This is a genomic window from Nocardioides bruguierae, assembly GCF_023554635.1.
GTDB classification, from domain to species: domain Bacteria; phylum Actinomycetota; class Actinomycetes; order Propionibacteriales; family Nocardioidaceae; genus Nocardioides; species Nocardioides bruguierae.
In genome coordinates this window covers 1-15,561 of the sequence record NZ_JAMJPH010000026.1, presented here as the reverse complement: position 1 = coordinate 15,561, position 15,561 = coordinate 1, and the positions used below count along the sequence as shown (strand labels likewise).

13 protein-coding genes are annotated in these 15,561 nt (G+C 74.4%); 7 read left to right on the top strand and 6 right to left on the bottom strand.

The features are described from left to right. Nucleotides 1–42: 42 nt before the first annotated feature. Entirely contained in the window at nt 43–1,464 is a 1,422-nt protein-coding gene (gene zwf / locus M8316_RS14735; RefSeq protein WP_250055763.1) for a glucose-6-phosphate dehydrogenase, read from the bottom strand. A gap of 199 nt (nt 1,465–1,663) precedes the next feature. On the opposite strand from zwf, the gene M8316_RS14730 reads away from it, so the two are divergent. Next, the gene (locus M8316_RS14730; protein WP_250055761.1) at nt 1,664–1,870 is read left to right on the top strand and encodes a hypothetical protein; all 207 of its coding nucleotides are present in this window, start codon (nt 1,664–1,666) and stop codon (nt 1,868–1,870) included. Between the two features lie 154 nt (nt 1,871–2,024). Here the strand turns inward: M8316_RS14730 and M8316_RS14725 are convergent, their stop codons facing one another. Both M8316_RS14725 and M8316_RS14720 read right to left on the bottom strand, forming a co-directional pair. After that, nucleotides 2,025–3,146 carry a glycoside hydrolase family 6 protein gene (locus M8316_RS14725; RefSeq protein WP_250055759.1) on the bottom strand — a complete coding sequence of 374 codons (1,122 nt, stop codon included), beginning with the start codon at nt 3,144–3,146 and terminating at the stop codon, nt 2,025–2,027. A 146-nt stretch (nt 3,147–3,292) separates the two neighbouring features. Continuing rightward, nucleotides 3,293–3,976, bottom strand: a complete 684-nt coding sequence (locus M8316_RS14720) for a hypothetical protein (RefSeq protein WP_250055758.1) — start codon at nt 3,974–3,976, stop codon at nt 3,293–3,295. Between the two features lie 172 nt (nt 3,977–4,148). Between M8316_RS14720 and M8316_RS14715 the strand changes: the two genes are divergently transcribed. Together M8316_RS14715 and M8316_RS14710 are read left to right on the top strand one after the other, a co-directional pair. Beyond that, nucleotides 4,149–5,048: a PadR family transcriptional regulator gene (locus M8316_RS14715; protein ID WP_250055755.1), complete on the top strand. Its 900-nt coding sequence runs from the start codon at nt 4,149–4,151 to the stop codon at nt 5,046–5,048. Nucleotides 5,049–5,100: 52 nt separating this feature from the next. Then, nucleotides 5,101–5,724, top strand: coding sequence for a hypothetical protein (locus M8316_RS14710; protein ID WP_250055753.1), 624 nt, complete (start codon nt 5,101–5,103; stop codon nt 5,722–5,724). A 4-nt stretch (nt 5,725–5,728) separates the two neighbouring features. On the opposite strand, the gene M8316_RS14705 is transcribed toward M8316_RS14710, so the two are convergent. Continuing rightward, nucleotides 5,729–6,754, bottom strand: coding sequence for a GNAT family N-acetyltransferase (locus M8316_RS14705; RefSeq protein ID WP_250055751.1), 1,026 nt, complete (start codon nt 6,752–6,754; stop codon nt 5,729–5,731). A 257-nt stretch (nt 6,755–7,011) separates the two neighbouring features. On the opposite strand from M8316_RS14705, the gene M8316_RS14700 reads away from it, so the two are divergent. Together M8316_RS14700 and M8316_RS14695 are read left to right on the top strand one after the other, a co-directional pair. After that, a complete protein-coding gene (locus tag M8316_RS14700; RefSeq protein WP_250055749.1) occupies nt 7,012–8,658 on the top strand; it encodes a DUF1800 domain-containing protein in 1,647 nt (548 codons plus the stop codon). Between the two features lie 56 nt (nt 8,659–8,714). Further along, nucleotides 8,715–10,100 carry a DUF1501 domain-containing protein gene (locus M8316_RS14695; RefSeq protein WP_250055747.1) on the top strand — a complete coding sequence of 462 codons (1,386 nt, stop codon included), beginning with the start codon at nt 8,715–8,717 and terminating at the stop codon, nt 10,098–10,100. A 145-nt stretch (nt 10,101–10,245) separates the two neighbouring features. On the opposite strand, the gene M8316_RS14690 is transcribed toward M8316_RS14695, so the two are convergent. Beyond that, nucleotides 10,246–10,848, bottom strand: a complete 603-nt coding sequence (locus tag M8316_RS14690) for a YceI family protein (RefSeq protein WP_250055745.1) — start codon at nt 10,846–10,848, stop codon at nt 10,246–10,248. Between the two features lie 328 nt (nt 10,849–11,176). Next, on the bottom strand, nt 11,177–11,302 hold the full coding sequence (locus tag M8316_RS20770) for a hypothetical protein (RefSeq protein ID WP_272495299.1): 126 nt from the start codon (nt 11,300–11,302) through the stop codon (nt 11,177–11,179). A gap of 313 nt (nt 11,303–11,615) precedes the next feature. On the opposite strand from M8316_RS20770, the gene M8316_RS14685 reads away from it, so the two are divergent. Together M8316_RS14685 and M8316_RS14680 are read left to right on the top strand one after the other, a co-directional pair. After that, nucleotides 11,616–13,457, top strand: a complete 1,842-nt coding sequence (locus tag M8316_RS14685; RefSeq protein ID WP_250055743.1) for a DEAD/DEAH box helicase — start codon at nt 11,616–11,618, stop codon at nt 13,455–13,457. 70 nt (nt 13,458–13,527) lie between these two features. Then, nucleotides 13,528–15,513: a penicillin-binding transpeptidase domain-containing protein gene (locus tag M8316_RS14680; RefSeq protein ID WP_250055741.1), complete on the top strand. Its 1,986-nt coding sequence runs from the start codon at nt 13,528–13,530 to the stop codon at nt 15,511–15,513. The last annotated feature ends 48 nt before the right edge of the window (nt 15,514–15,561 follow it).

Sequence of the window (15,561 nt, the reverse complement as noted above, 5' to 3'; positions counted from 1 at the left end):
CGTGCTCTCCCGGACTCGCGACATGTCGCCGGAGGCGACCGATCAGTGCAAGCTCCAGCCGCCCTCCGGCAGGTCGAGCGCGGCCTGCGGGCCCCACGAGCCCTGGGCGTAGGGCTGCACCTGGGGGCGGTCGTCGAGCAGGGGCTGCACGACCTGCCAGATGCGGTCGACCTCGTCGGCGCGGGTGAAGAGGGTGCGGTCGCCGCGCAGCACGTCCAGCAGGAGGCGCTCGTAGGCCTCGAGGGGCTCCTCGTCGTGCTCCTGCTGGCCCATGTCGAGGGTCATGAAGGAGCGGCCGAGGGTCATGTCGGGGCCGGGGTTCTTCGTCTGGAGCGCGACGCGCATCTTCGGGTTGTCGGAGAGGTCGAACTGGATCTCGTTGCAGGCGGTGCGGCCGGCGAAGATCTCGGTGTCGGGCGTCTTGAACCGCAGCGTGATGACCCGCCGGCCGCTGGCCATGGCCTTGCCGGTGCGCAGGTAGAACGGCACGCCCTGCCAGCGGTCGTTGTCGACGAACGCCTCGATGGCGACCATCGTCTCCACCTGGCTGTCCGGGTCGACGCCCTCCTCGTCGCGGTAGCCCTCGAACTGGCCGAAGACGGCACGGGAGGCGTCGAGCGGGCGCATCGCGGCGAACACGGCGGACTTGGCGTCGCGCAGGGCGTCGGCGTCGAACTCGCCCGGGTCCTCCAGCGCGACGAAGCCGAGCAGCTGGGAGAGGTGGGTGGAGATCATGTCGCGCAGGGCACCGGTGCCCTCGTAGAAGGAGGCCCGACCCTCGAGCCCGAGCTCCTCGGGCACGTCGATCTGCACCGAGGAGACGGTCTCGTGGTTCCAGGCGGGCTCGAACAGCCCGTTGGCGAACCGCACGGCGAGCAGGTTCTGCACGGCCTCCTTGCCGAGGAAGTGGTCGATGCGGAAGACCTGCTCCTCGTCGGCGACCTCCTTGAGCGCGGCGTCGAGCTCGCGGGAGGAGTCCAGGTCGAGCCCGAACGGCTTCTCCACCACGAGGCGGCCGCGCTCGGTGATCTCCTCCCGGCCCAGCATCGCGATCATCGGCTTCATCGCGGCCGGCGGGATGGACATGTAGACGAGCCGACGGACCTCGCCGACGTCGTCCGCCATCTGCTCCTCGGTGGCCCGCACGGCCTTCGCGAGGTCGGCGCCGTCGTCGGCGTCGGAGGTCTGGAAGGACAGCCGGCCGAGCAGGTCGTCGGCCACGCCGCCGTCCAGGTCGTCGACGAACTCCTCCAGGGCCGAGCGGATCTGGTCCCGGAACTCCTCGTCGGTGCCGGGGGAGTGCCGGCCCGAGCCGATGATCGCGTACTCCTGCGGCAGCCGACCGGCCGCGGCGAGGTGGTAGAGGCCGGGGAAGAGCTTGCGGGCGGCCAGGTCCCCCGTCGCCCCGAAGAGCACGAGGACGTGGGGTCGCAGCGCGTCGCCGGACTGCTGCTGCTCGGACATGTGGGCACCTTCTGTCGGTGGTGGGTCAGGACGGTGAGGACGTCTGCACCGCCCCCTCCTCTCCCTCCACAGAACCCCGTACGGTCGTTCCTCCCACCACCCTGCTGGTGCCCGCGGCCTCACCCCGTGGTGTGACCCTGGTCGCCGCAATTGTGGGTTGGGTGTCCCCAAATGGCCTCTGACCTGTCATATTGCTGTCATGAGCATGAGCAATGACAGCGCTGCCGAGGCCATCGGGGCCTACTTCGGCGGCAACGTCTTCATCGACGAGCCGACGTGGAGCACCGTGCTCCTCGAGAAGGCGTCCGAGGTCTACGACAGCGTGGACGAGCTGCTGTCGGCGCTCGACCTGATGAACCTGCGCGCGGAGACGGCCCCCGTACCGTCCACCGACGACGACGTCTGACCGACCTCGGCACCACCCCCACCAGCAGCACCCCTGAGCACCACCCCTGAGCACCACCTCCCCCACGACCACGACGAGCGGCAGCCCGACCGGGCCGCCGCTCGTGGTGCCTGAGCCCTCCTGCTGAGTCCACCTGTGCAGGGCTGCCGGGGGCTCAGCAGTAGTTGCGGACCTTGCTCCGGCCCATCAGGCGGTCGGCGAGCAGGTCGCACCAGGACCCGGACGCGTTGCCGCCGTTGACCTCGCCGTCGGACTCGCCCGGGTGCTTGACCCACAGCCGCCCGTCGAACGCGCGGCGGAACAGCAGCCGCGGCCCGGCGCCGATCCGCGCCCACGTCGGGTTGATGACGTCACCGTCCACCGGGTCCTTCGCGCCGTTGCGCGAGGTGTCCACGACGTAGTGCACGCCCGTGACCCCGAGGGCCTTCAGTCGCCGCACCAGGAAGCGGGCGTAGCGCTTCTCGTCGCCGGTGGGGCGGAAGTTGGAGACGTTGGTGGAGAAGCCGCGGGCGTACTGGACGCCCGCGCGCTCGAGCAGCCGCGCCCGCTTCTTGTATGGGGTCCATCCGGAGTGCCCGGCGTCGAGGTAGACCCAGGCGCCGGCCGCGGAGAGCCGCTTGGTGGCAAAACGCATCAGCTCCGGCCAGGGCTTGGTGCCCTCGCAGCTGTGCTGGCCGTAGAACGGAAGCGCGTCGGGCTCCAGCACCAGCAGCGGCTTGCTGCCCTTGATGCCCTCGGCCAGCTTGCTGACCCACCGCTTGTAGGGCCGCTTGCCGCTGGCGCCACCGCTGGACCAGCCGCCGCAGTCGCGGTTCGGCAGCGAGTAGACGACCAGGATCGGGGTCTTGCCGGCGTCCTTGGCCCGTCGCAGGTAGGCGCGGGCGACGCCCTTGATCTCGCGGGTCGCGTAGTAGTCGTGGGAGAGCCACAAGGCCTGCGCGAACTTGGCGATGCCGCGGTAGCGCCGGCCCTGGCCGTGCACGGGCATGTGGTCGTCGACGAACAGGCCGAGCCGGCGGCGGGGGTCCTTGCGGGCGGCGGTGCTCGTGTCGGTGCTCAGGCTGCTGAGCCCGGTGCTGGGTCCGGTGTTCAGGCCGGTGTTCGGGGCGGTGTTCAGGGCGGTGGGGGCGGTCGTCGCGGCGGGGGCCTGCGCACCGGCGGACCCGGTCGGGAGGAGGCCGAGCAGCACCGCGGCGGCGGTGAGCCCGACGAGCCCGAGGAGGGTCGTCCGGGACGAGGGCCCCACCCGGCGTGCACGCCGGTCGGGGAGGGGCACCGCACCAGGGTAGGGACGAGGCGGCGTCGACGTCCCGCCAACGGGCAACATCCGCGCACGGGTCCCCGGCCGGGGCTGCGCCCGGGACGGTCGTCCTCGCAGGGCGCGGTCGTGCTCCCGTCGTGCGGACCCGTACGGGGCGTGGCTCAGGCCGGCGCGGCCACGGGCAGCGGCTGGTCGTCGTCGCGCGGGCCGAAGATGCACAGGGCGTCCAGCGCGTCGGCGTCGAGCAGCCCGTCGAGCCAGCCGGCCATCTGCCGGCGGGAGCGGCGGGAGAACGCGCCCCGGAACAGCTCGTACTCGTCCAGGGCGAGCACGGGGTCCTCGGGTCCGCCGGCCCCGTAGACGGCGGCGCCCACGGTGACGCGCGCCGGCACGGTGCTCAGCAGGCCGGGGGCCACCGCGTGCGCGACCGGCCGCCACAGCGCCGGGTCGGGCCGCCCCGTCCCGAGGGCCTCGCAGAGGTCGGCGTGGTGGACGCAGACGTCCCACACGACGGCGGGCCGCGACGCGTCGGCCACGAGGGCCCGGACGGCGGGCACGTGGCCGCGCAGCTCGGCGAGGTGCGCGGCCACCGGGGCCTCGGCGCGCGTGGCGACCTGCCGGGCCGTCCAGGCGGGGCTCGGCGCACCGGCCATGTCCGCCTCGTCGCCGGAGACGTTGTCGGCGGCCACGCCGGCGAGGTGGGCGAGCACGTCGCGCGCACGCCAGGCGGGCGTCGCCGGGACGACGACCTCGAGCGCGTCCGGCCCCTGCTCCTCGAGCGTCTCGGTGGCGAGGTCGGCGACCGCGGCCACCACGGCGGCGTACAGCGCCCCCCAGTCGGTCATGGCCCTGCCTCTGCGTCGGTGGTCCGTGCGGTCCGAGCAGCGTAGAGGAGGCGCCCGCTCCGCGGTGCTCACCCGCACCTCTTGGCAGCGGCCGATCATCGGCGTACAGTCGCGATATATCGCCAACAGATCGTTCCGAAGGGAGCGACACCACGAGAACGAGGAACCACAGATGAACGACGACACCTTCGACACCAGTCCCGCCGACGGCCCGCTCGACGGGGGCCGCGGCCGCCCAGGGCGTGGCGGGCCGGGCGGCGGACGCCGCCGCGGACGTGGCGGCCCCGGCCGCCGCTGGGCCGACGACGCCGGCCCGACCTGGGACGGCCCCGCCTGGGAGGCCCACGGCCGCGGTCGCGGCCGCTCCGGCGAGCACCCCCACGGAGGCCCCGGACCCTTCGGCCCGCCGCCCGGCCCCGGGGGCCGGCACGGCCACCACGGCCCGCACCAGGGCCCCGGCCGCCCGCTGCCGCCGTGGGTGGCGCTGCTCGGCCTCGGCGGCCCCGGCGGACGCGGCGGTCTGCCTGGTCGCGAGGGCCGCCCGCCCGTGCGCCGCGGGGACGTGCGCATCGCGCTGCTCGCCGTGCTGGTCGAGGCCGCCTCGGCGGAGCAGGAGCTGAACGGCTACCAGGCCATCCAGCGCATCGGCGAGCGCACCGACGGCGCCTGGCGCCCCAGCCCCGGCTCGGTCTACCCGACCGTCGCCCAGCTCGAGGACGAGGGGTTGGTGGTCACCGTGACCGCCGGCAACCGTCGCCGACTCGAGCTGACGGACGTCGGCCGCGCCTGGGCCGACGAGCACGCCGAGGAGCTCGCGCAGGTCTGGGCACCGTTCGACGCCGAGGCCGACGCGGGCGAGGACGCCTACCCCGAGCTGCGGGCCGAGGTCGGGCAGCTGCTGGCCGCGGTCTGGCAGGTCGCCGTCGTCGGCTCCGCCGCCCAGCGCGAGGCCGCGGCCGGGGTGCTGGCCGACGTCCGCCGCCGCCTCTACGGCATCCTCGCCGAGCCCGGCCCCCAGGACGATGCCCCGGCCGCCCCCGAGGCGGAGCCCGAGGAGGGCCCGCAGGAGTGAGGGGCGCCCGCGCCCGGCCCGCCTCCCTGGCACGGATGCCTACGCTGGCGCGGTGAGCACCACGACCGGCCCCCGCGTGCAGCGCTTCTCCGGCGCGATCGCGGGGGTCGGCTCCACGTCGGGGGTCCGCGTCGTCGTGGGCGCCTGGCACACCTCACCGCTCGGCGCGTTCGCCGACGCGATGGTGGCCACGGCCGGCGGACGCCGGCTGCTGCTGGCGCCGAGCCGCGCGGTCGCGGAGTTCGTCGCGAGCACCTACACCTTCGACGAGGTGCGGGTGGAGCCGTTCGCCGCCGACGTGGCCGCCGACGGGTGGCGGGTCCGCTCCGACAGCCTCGAGCTCACGCTGGACGTCGGCGGGCGCACCGCCCTCGGCGCGGCGCTGCGCCTGGTGCCCCGCGGGCTGGCCGGCAGCCCGGCGTTCAGCACCCTCACCGACCCGGTGGCCCGCCTGCTGCTGCGCGGCGTGCGCACCCGCGGCAGCGCCGGGCACGGGAGGCGCGAGTACTACGGGGCGCTCGACCACCACGCCGTCGTCCGCGCCCGTGGGAGCCTGGACGGGGTGGACCTGGGCGACCTCGCACCGGTCGACCCCGAGCCCGGCTTCGGCTTCTCCTCGACGCCGGTGCGGCCCTCGGTCACCCGCGTGGTCTCCACGGTGGTGCTGCCGGCCTGAGCGCTCAGTCGAGCGCGGCCGCCCGGTTCACCCACGACGAGGTGACCCGCATGCCGACCTTCTCGTAGAGCCCCAGTGCGCCCGTGCGGGAGTCGGTGGACAGCGTGCACAGGCTCGCGCCGCGGCGGCGTCCCTCGGCGAAGACGTCCACGAGCAGCGCCTGCGCGATACCTCGACCCCGCTGGTCGGCCCGGGTCGCCAGCCGGGCCACGTAGGCCTCGGTGCGCTCCCTGCCGTCCTGCTCGGTGGTCATCATCTGCACCAGCGCCAGCGCGACGACCTCGCCCGCCTCGTCCACCACCACCCGCAGCTGCCACGGCTCGAAGCCGGGGCGCTCGACGGTGAGCGCCGCCCAGTCCTCGTAGCCGTCGCGGGGGCGGTCGGACCACTCCAGGAACGCGTCCTCGTTCAGCGTCCAGCAGGCCCGGTGCTCCTCCGGTGCGGCCGCACGCGCCGTGTAGCCCGCAGGCAGCGGTCGCTCGGGCACGTCGACGCCCTCGGGCAGCGCGAGCACCCAGCTGTGCCACCGCACGGCCCAGCCGAGGTCGGCGAGGAGCCGGTCCCCGGCGGAGCCCTCGAGCACGGGCGAGCCGACGCTGCGCTCGCCCCGGGCGCGGGCCAGGGCGAGCACCCAGTGGTCCAGAGCGGTGCCGAGACCGCGGTCACGGTGGGCGGGGTGGACGGCGACCTCCGCCCGGTCGCGGTGCACCTCCGCGACGGCCACGAGGACGCCGGGCTGCTGGCCAGTCGCGGAGCCCGCCCCGGAGCCCGACGCGGAGCCCGTACCGGAGTTCGAGGCGGCGTCGTCCGGCACCGTCTCCACGCCCACCGCGCTGGTGGCCAGGTCGAAGGACGGACGCTGCCAGTCGCCCACCACGTCCGCCTCCTCGACCATCACCTCGCCGGTGTCCGCGACGTCCTGGGCTGCGACGACGGCGGTCACGGCCGCCGCGTCGGCGAGGACGAGCCGGCGCGCGCGGTAGCCCGCGGGCAGCGTCGGGAGGGGCACGGTGGCGGCGTCGTCGGGCACCCGAGGAGTGTCGGGCACGGCCCCCGGACGGCGCCACGGGTTTGCGCCCGGGCAGCGCGAGCGAGCGGCGCGAGCGGGCCCGGTGCAGGGCCCGCTCGGGTGGGCAGACGGGCGTCCCCGGGGCGTCCCGGAGCCGTGGGACGAGGGTCCCGAGCGCATGAGGGAGATGTGAAGGTCCGACGTTCGTCGGGCTGCGTTCCTCAATCGGTTGCGCCGGACGCCGACGTTCCGGGTGACCCCAGACCAGGAGAACTCCCGTGACCAGCTCCGCCAGCAGCGTCCACGGTGCCACCGGTGCCCAGGACGCACCCGCCCCGCTCCACCTCCGCCCCGCCCCGACCGGCCTCGGCCGCCGACGTGCCCTGCGCGCCCTCGGCGGCGGCACCCTCGTCGCGGGCGCCGCCGCCACCGGCGTCGCCACCGGCCCGGCCGCCGCGGCCGCGTCCCGCACGCGCCGCCCCCGCCGCTGGAACGCGACCCCCGTCGCGAGCCGTGCCGACCGGCACCTGCTCAACCGCTTCACCTACGGCATCACCCCCGACCTCGTGGAGGAGGTGACCCGCCTCGGCGGGCCCGCCTGGTTCGAGGCCCAGGTCGCCGCCGCGACCGCCGACCCCGGTGCCGCCGACCGGCTGGTGGCCGGCTGGTGGCCCGACCTCTCGCTCACCGGCGTCGAGGTGCTCGCCCGGCACACCGCCGGCACCCGCAGCCTCTGGCTGCTGATGGACGACTACGCCCAGCGCGCCCTCGCCCGCCGCATCGTCTCGCCCCACCAGGTGCTCGAGGTGATGACCGAGTTCTGGGAGAACCACCTGCACGTGCCGGTGGCCGCCGACAACATGGGCGTGCTGCGCGTCGAGTACGGCGACCGCGTCCGGGCCCACGCGCTGGGCCGGTTCGAGGACCTGCTGCACGCGACCACCACGCACCCCGCGATGCTCGCCTACCTCAACAACAACAGCTCCACGCGGTGGCACCCGAACGAGAACCTCGGCCGCGAGCTCCTCGAGCTGCACACCGTCGGCGTCGGGAACCACACCGAGGACGACATCAAGGACGCGGCCCGCGTGCTGACCGGCTGGACCTTCACCTGGGGCGAGTTCGAGACCCGCTTCCGGGCCGACTGGCACGCCACCGGCGCCGTCGACGTGTGCGGGTTCGCGCACGCCAACACCGACGCCACCGGCAAGGACGCCGTGGGCGCGATGCTCACCTACCTGGCGCACCACCCGGCCACCGCCCGCCGGATCGCCACCAAGCTCGTCATGACGTTCGTGGACGCCGAGTCGGTGCCCGAGGGGCTGGTCGACCGGCTGGCCCAGGCCTACCTCGAGCACGACACCGCGATCGTGCCGGTGCTGCGGGTGCTGGTCGCCTCGCCGGAGTTCGCGCGGGCGGTCGACCGTCGGCTGCGCGACGCGGACGACGACGTGGTGGCCACCTACCGCGTGCTGGGCGTGCGCCTGACCCGACCGCGCAACGAGGCCTCCGCGGCCCGCCAGCTGCGCTCCCAGGCGGCCTCCCTCGGCCTGAGCCCCTTCGCCTGGCCGCGCCCCGACGGCCAGCCCCTGGGCAACCGCGCCTGGGCGTCCCCGACCCGGGCGCTGGCCTCGATGACGGTGCACTGGCAGATGGCCAGCCGCACCTGGCCGGTCGTCGACGTCGTCCACCCGACGATGACGCAGCTGGTGCCCGAGGGGCGCCTGCGCTTCGACCAGCTCGTCGACCACCTCAGCCGCCGGCTGCTGGGCCGCACCGCCTCCCGCAGCCTCCTCAAGGCGGCCACCGCCGCCACCCGGATCGGGCCCGGCGTCCGCGTCGACTCCCGCGACCGCAGACTCGCCGCCGGCTGGGCCCAGCTCGTCGCCGCCGTGCTCGACAGCCCGGAGTTCTACTACCACTGAGCCGCCACGCCCGGGTCCAGGACGGACCCGGGTCATCCCCTCCAGGACGGAACCCCATGACTTCCCCGCACCCCACCCACCGCCCCCTCCGCGCGGTCCCCCCGCTCGACGCCGACCCCGCCGCGTCCCACGCCCCCGACGCCCCCGACACCGGGGACGCGGCCCCGCACCCCGGCTGCACCGAGGGCCGCCTCCTCACCGACCGCCGCTCGCTGCTGCGCGGCGCGGTGCTCGGCGGCACCTCCGTCATGGTCGGCGGCGCGTCGATCACCTACGCCGGCGGCGCCGCGGCAGCCGGCCCGGTGACGCCGCAGCCGCGCCCGGCCTCGTCCGTCATCGTCGTGGTGTCGCTGCGCGGCGCCGCCGACGGCCTCTCGATGGTCGTGCCGCACGCCGACGCCGCCTACTACGCCGGGCGGCCGACCACGGCCGTGCCGCGCGCCGCCCTGCTGGCCGCGGACGCCCAGTTCGGCCTGCACCCGGCGATGTCGCCGCTGATGCCGCTGTGGCAGAGCGGCCGGCTGGCCGCCATCCACGCCACCGGCCTGCCGGTGGCCAACCGCTCGCACTTCGCGGCGATGGAGGAGCTCGAGGACGCCGCCCCGGGCTCCGCCGAGCGCTCCGGCTGGCTCAACCGCCTCGTCGGCGCCAACGGCGACCAGGCCACCGTCGAGGCGCTCGCGGTGGGCTCGGGCATCCCGACCCTGCTGGCGGGGCCGAGCACGGTGATGAGCTTCGGCGAGCTGGACCGCGCCGAGCTGGCCGGCGGGGACGCCCGCGACCGCCGCTCGCCGCGCCGCCGGGCGCTGAACGCGCTCTGGGGGAAGGGGGGCTCGGAGATGGGCGCGGGCGTGCGCACCGCGCTCACCTCGCTCGTCGACCTGGCACCCGCCCAGCAGGTCCGGACCGGCCGCCGTCGGGGCTACACCGGCGGGGTCGGCGAGGCGTTGGCCGACGTCGCGCGCGTGCTCAAGGCGGACATCGGCGTCGCCGCCGTCACCGTGGACACCGGCTCGTGGGACATGCACGTCGGCATGGGCACGGTCGCGGGCGGCTGGATGGTCGACAACGTCACCGAGCTGGCCTCCAGCGTGGGCGCGTTCTTCGCCGACCTCGGCCCGGTGGCCGAGAAGGTCACGCTGGTGACCGTCACCGAGTTCGGCCGGCGCGTGCAGGAGAACGGCAGCCGCGGCACCGACCACGGCTGGGGCAGCGTGATGCTGGTCGCCGGGGCAGGCGTCAAGGGCGGCTACTACGGGCGCTGGCCGGGCCTGGAGAACAGCCTGGACGCCGACGTCCCCGTGACCACGGACTACCGCGACGTGCTGGCCGAGGTGGTCAGCGCCCGCACCGGTGCCTCCACGGCCGCGGTGTTCCCGGGCCACCAGTGGACCCGCACCGGGTTCATGACCTCGGCCGGCGCGGCGCGCTCGGCTGCCTGAGCGGTCTCGAGGGCCCTCTCGGAACGGCACGAGGCCGGCACCACCCCCACGGTGGTGCCGGCCTCGTGGTCCGTCCGGGGCGCTCGCGCGCTCGTCCCGACCGCTGTCAGTCAGAGGGGACGGCGCGCAGCGCGCCCGGGCGGGATCAGGCGGACTTGATCGCCGAGATGTCGAACTCGAGCTTGATCTTGTCGGAGACGAGGACGCCGCCGGTCTCGAGCGCGGCGTTCCACTCCAGGCCCCAGTCCTTGCGGTTGATGGTGGTCGCGCCCTCGAAGCCGATGCGGGTGTTGCCGAACGGGTCGGTGGCCGAGCCGGTGAACTCGAACTCGATGGTGACCGGCTTGGAGACGCCCTTGATGGTCAGGTCGCCGGTGATCGTCCAGTCGTCGCCGTCCTTGGACACGGCGGTGGAGACGAAGGTGACCTCGGGGTAGGTCTCGACGTCGAAGAAGTCGCCGGAGTAGAGGTGACCGTTGCGGTCGGCGGAGCCGGTGTCCAGCGAGCCGGCCTTCATGGAGACCTTCACCGAGGAAGCGGCGGGGTTGGCGGTGTCGACCTTGGCCGAGCCCTCCCAGTCCTGGAACTGGCCGCGGACGGTGGTGACCATCGCGTGGCGGGCGGAGAAGCCCAGGCGGCTGTGGCTCGCGTCGATCGCGTAGTCGCCCGAGATGTCGGAGAGGGTCTGGGTGGGGGCGTCGAAGGCGGAGGCGGGGGCCTCGGTCTTGGTGCGGCCGAAGAGCGGCATGGTGGTTCTCCTTGATCTGATCGGGTCGTTCGGCGAGATCTCGCCGGGCGGGACGACCGCCCGGCGGGAGGTCGTGCAAACTTCAACCACCCTAACCGGACCGCGGTCCAGATCCATTCCCCCTCGCCGGAGAAATATCTGGACCACCCGTGTGGCAGCACCCTCGGCACCGGCGCTGGCACGAGCCCTGACCTGGGAGTTAAGGTGCTCGACACCGCGCACGCACGTGCCGGAAAAATGCACTCGAGCCGCCCTCATTGGCCGAGGGCGGCTCGAGCTGCAGGGGCCTGACGGTCCGCCGTCAGGTCGTGGAGGGCCGTGAGGCCTGTCAGGCTGCCTGGGTCACGACGACGCCGTCGCGCTCCCAGTGCGACTCCAGGTGGCTGGAGCCATCGGACTCGACGACGTTCTCCCACACCAGGTGGATGCCGTCGGTCAGCAGAGTGTCAGTCATGATCGACACCTCCCGTTCACTTTCTGTTCACCGAAGATAGCAGGGTGATTCACCCTTCGCACGTCATTGCCCGGACCAGGAGCGTGTCGCGGCGTCGCCGCCGGCCTGACGAAGTCGGTGTCGCAGCCCGCTGACGTGCATCGATGTCCTCATCGGCGCCCATGAGGGCGTCCTGAGAAAAGGTGAACGGAAGGTGAACGACTGCGTCGCTCGTCGTTCACCTGGAGCGTGTCGCGGCGGTGGCAGCGGGCACCTGGGCGGGGGCGGGCGCGACGATGGTTCCCGCGGGCGGGTGAGCCCCTACCCTTGTCAGGTGAGTGATGAGATTTCCCCGGCCGCCGACGACGTGCAGGCCACCCAGCCCGAGGAGGCGGTCGAGGAGACCGCGCCGGGCTTCGCCGACCTCGGTCTCTCCGAGCCGGTGCTCGACGCGCTGCGGGCCGTCGGGTACGAGTCCCCCTCCGCCATCCAGGCGGAGACCATCCCCACGCTGCTGGCCGGCCGTGACGTCATGGGCCTCGCCCAGACCGGCACGGGCAAGACCGCGGCGTTCGCGCTGCCGATCCTGTCCCGCCTGGACCTGAAGCAGTCCTCCCCGCAGGCGCTCGTGCTCGCGCCCACCCGCGAGCTGGCGCTCCAGGTGTGCGAGGCGTTCGAGAAGTACGCCGCCAAGACCCCCGGCGTCCGCGTGCTGCCGGTCTACGGCGGCCAGGGCTACGGCGTGCAGCTCTCCGCGCTGCGCCGCGGCGTGCACATCGTGGTCGGCACCCCCGGCCGCATCATCGACCACCTCGACAAGGGCACGCTCGACCTCTCCGAGCTGCGCTTCCTCGTCCTGGACGAGGCCGACGAGATGCTGACGATGGGCTTCTCCGAGGACGTCGAGACGATCCTCGCCGAGACGCCGATGACCAAGCAGGTCGCCCTGTTCTCGGCCACCATGCCGAACACGATCCGCCGGCTGAGCCAGCAGTACCTCAACGACCCCGTGGAGATCCACGTCAAGGGTCGCACCGCCACGGCCAGCAACATCACCCAGCGCTACCTGGTGGTCCGCTACCAGCAGAAGATCGACGCGCTGACCCGCATCCTCGAGGTCGAGAACTTCGAGGCGATGATCGTCTTCGTCCGCACCAAGCAGGAGACCGAGACGGTCGCCGAGAAGCTGCGTGCCCGTGGCTTCGCCGCCGCGGCGATCAACGGCGACGTGCCGCAGAACGTGCGCGAGCGCACCGTCGGCCAGCTCAAGGACGGCACCCTGGACGTGCTGGTGGCCACCGACGTCGCCGCCCGCGGTCTCGACGTCGAGCGGATCAGCCACGTGCTGAACTACGACATCCCCACCGACACCGAGTCCTACGTGCACCGCATCGGCCGGACGGGGCGTGCCGGCCGCTCCGGCGACGCGATCTCCTTCGTCACCCCGCGCGAGCGCTACCTGCTCAAGCACCTGGAGAAGGCCACGCGCCAGCCGCTGGCCGCCATGGAGCTGCCGAGCATCGAGGACGTGAACTCCACGCGCCTCACGCGCTTCGACGACGCCATCACCGAGGCGCTGGAGCAGAGCGAGCGGATCACCGCCTTCCGCGACATCGTCGACCACTACGTCCGGCACCACGACGTGCCCGAGGCCGACGTGGCCGCCGCGCTGGCGGTCGTGGCGCAGGGCGACACCCCGCTCCTGCTCGATCCCTCCCGCGACGCCATCGAGACCCCGCCGCCGGGTCGTGAGCGCCCCGAGCGCGGCGGGCGTGACGAGCGCTCCGGCAACGCCGGGCACGACCGTCGCCGCGGCGGCGGCGAGGGCCTGGCCCAGTACCGGATCGAGGTGGGCAAGCGGCACCGCGTCGAGCCCCGCCAGATCGTCGGCGCGCTGGCCAACGAGGGCGGCCTCAACCGCCGCGACTTCGGCAAGATCCAGATCCGCCCCGACTTCTCCCTCGTGGAGCTGCCGGCGGACCTCCCGGCCTCGGTCTACCAGGCCCTGGAGAACACCCGGATCTCCGGCAAGCTGATCGAGATCAAGCCCGACAAGGGCCCGCGCTTCAGCGGCGGCGGCCCCCGCTCCGGTGGCGGTCGCCCCCGGCGTGACGACGACCGTGGCGGCCGCGGCGACTTCAAGGACCGCAAGCCGCGGCACAAGAACCGGGACTGACCCGGACGCTCCAGCACGGCCCCGGCGGGTTGCCGCCGGGGCCGTCGGTGCGTCCTGGGACCATGGGCGCATGTCTCGGTCCCCCTCGTCCCCCCGCGCCCGCACCGCCGGGCTCGCCGCTCTCGCGGTCCTGGCCGTCGGCCCGCTCTCCGCGTGCTCGGTGCTGGGGCTGGGCGGTGACCCCGAGCTGGCGGACCCCGCCGGCACGGCCGAGGCCCTCGCCACCCAGCTGAGCGCCGGAGCGCTCCAGGGTGCCGTCGTCGGCGCGCCCCCGCGCGCGGTCAACGCCGAGCTCGACGAGATCGTTGCCGGTCTCGGCGACCTCCAGCCCACGGTCACCGTGACCTCCGCGGAGATCACCGCCGACGGGACGCAGGAGGGTGAGGAGCCGCGCGCCAGCGTCACCCTGCGCTGGTCGTGGCCGTTCACGGCCGGCGCCTGGGAGTACGAGACGACCGCCGACCTCGAGGTCTCCGGGCAGGCCCGCGACGAGGACGGGGACGGCACCGACGACCGCTCCTGGACGCTGGTGTGGCAGCCCTCCGTCGTCGAGCCCTCCCTGGCCGAGGGCGAGACGCTGGACGCCACCACCCTCACGCCCGACCGCGGCGACGTGGTCGGTGCCGGGGGACGCACCCTCGTCACCGCTCGCCCGGTGGTGACCTTCGGCATCGACAAGTCGCAGGTGGGCCTCCAGCGGGCCCTGGCCTCGGCCCGGACGCTGGCCGGCCTGGCCGACGTGGACGCGGCCTCCTTCGTCTCCCGCGTGCGCCAGGCAGGCGACCAGGCCTACGTCGAGGCGATCACGTACCGCCTGGCCGACGTGCCGGCCCGGCTGGGGGCGAGCTACGAGGACGTGCCCGGCGTCCTGGCCGTCCGCTCCACCCAGGACCTGGCGCCGACCCGCGGCTTCGCCGCCGAGATCCTGGGCTCGGTGGGGGACGTGACGGCCGAGATGGTCGCCGAGGACCCCGAGACCTACGCCGTGGGCGACGTCGCCGGCGTCTCCGGCCTCCAGGCCCGCTACGACGACACGCTGCGCGGCACGCCCGGCCTCGTGGTCGAGGCCGAGCCGGCCGCCGACGACGGGGACGGCGAGGCCCGCGAGCTGTTCCGGGTGGCCCCCACCGACGGGAAGCCCCTCCGGCTGAGCCTCGACCTCGGGCTCCAGGAGTCCGCGGAGGCGCTGCTGGCCGACGTCGGCCCCGCCAGCGCCCTGGTGGCGATCCGCCCCAGCACGGGCGCGATCCTGGCCGCCGCCAACGGGCCCGGCACCGGCGGCGTCAACGTCGCGACCTACGGGCAGGCCGCCCCGGGCTCGACCTTCAAGATCGTCAGCAGCCTGGCGCTGCTGCGTGCCGGCCTGACCCCGAGCACGCAGGTGGCCTGCACGCCGACCGCGACCGTCGACGGCCGCGCGTTCGAGAACTACGACGACTACCCGGCCTCCGGCCTGGGACGGGTCACGCTCGCCACCGCGGTGGCCAACTCCTGCAACACCGCCTTCATCTCCTCCTACGACGACCTGGACGACGGCGACCTGGCCGCGGCCGCCGCCTCGCTGGGCCTCGGCGTCGACCACGAGGTCGGCTTCCCCGCCTACTTCGGCCAGGTGCCGGAGCCCGAGAGCGAGACCGAGGCGGCCGCCGACATGATCGGGCAGGGACGGGTGCTGGCCAGCCCGATGACGATGGCCGCGGTCATCGGCTCGGTGGCGGCCGGCGAGACCGTCGTCCCGTGGCTGGTCCGCGGCGAGCAGGACGAGGCTCCCGCCGACGCCGCGCCGCTCACCGGGGCCGAGGCCCGGCAGCTGACGTCGCTGCTGCGCGGCGTCGTCACCGACGGCTCCGGCCGCGGCCTGCTCGACGTGCCCGGTGCCCCCGTCATCGCCAAGACCGGCACGGCCGAGTTCGACGACGACGGCACGACCCGCACCCACGCCTGGATGGTCGCAGCCCAGGGCGACCTCGCGGTGGCGGTCTACGTGGACCTCGGCGACTCGGGCTCCGGCACGGCCGGGCCGATCATCGAGGGGTTCCTCCGCGCCGCGCGCTGAGCGTGCCGGCGGGTCCGTGGCGACCCGCAGGACGGAGGGGGCCCGGGG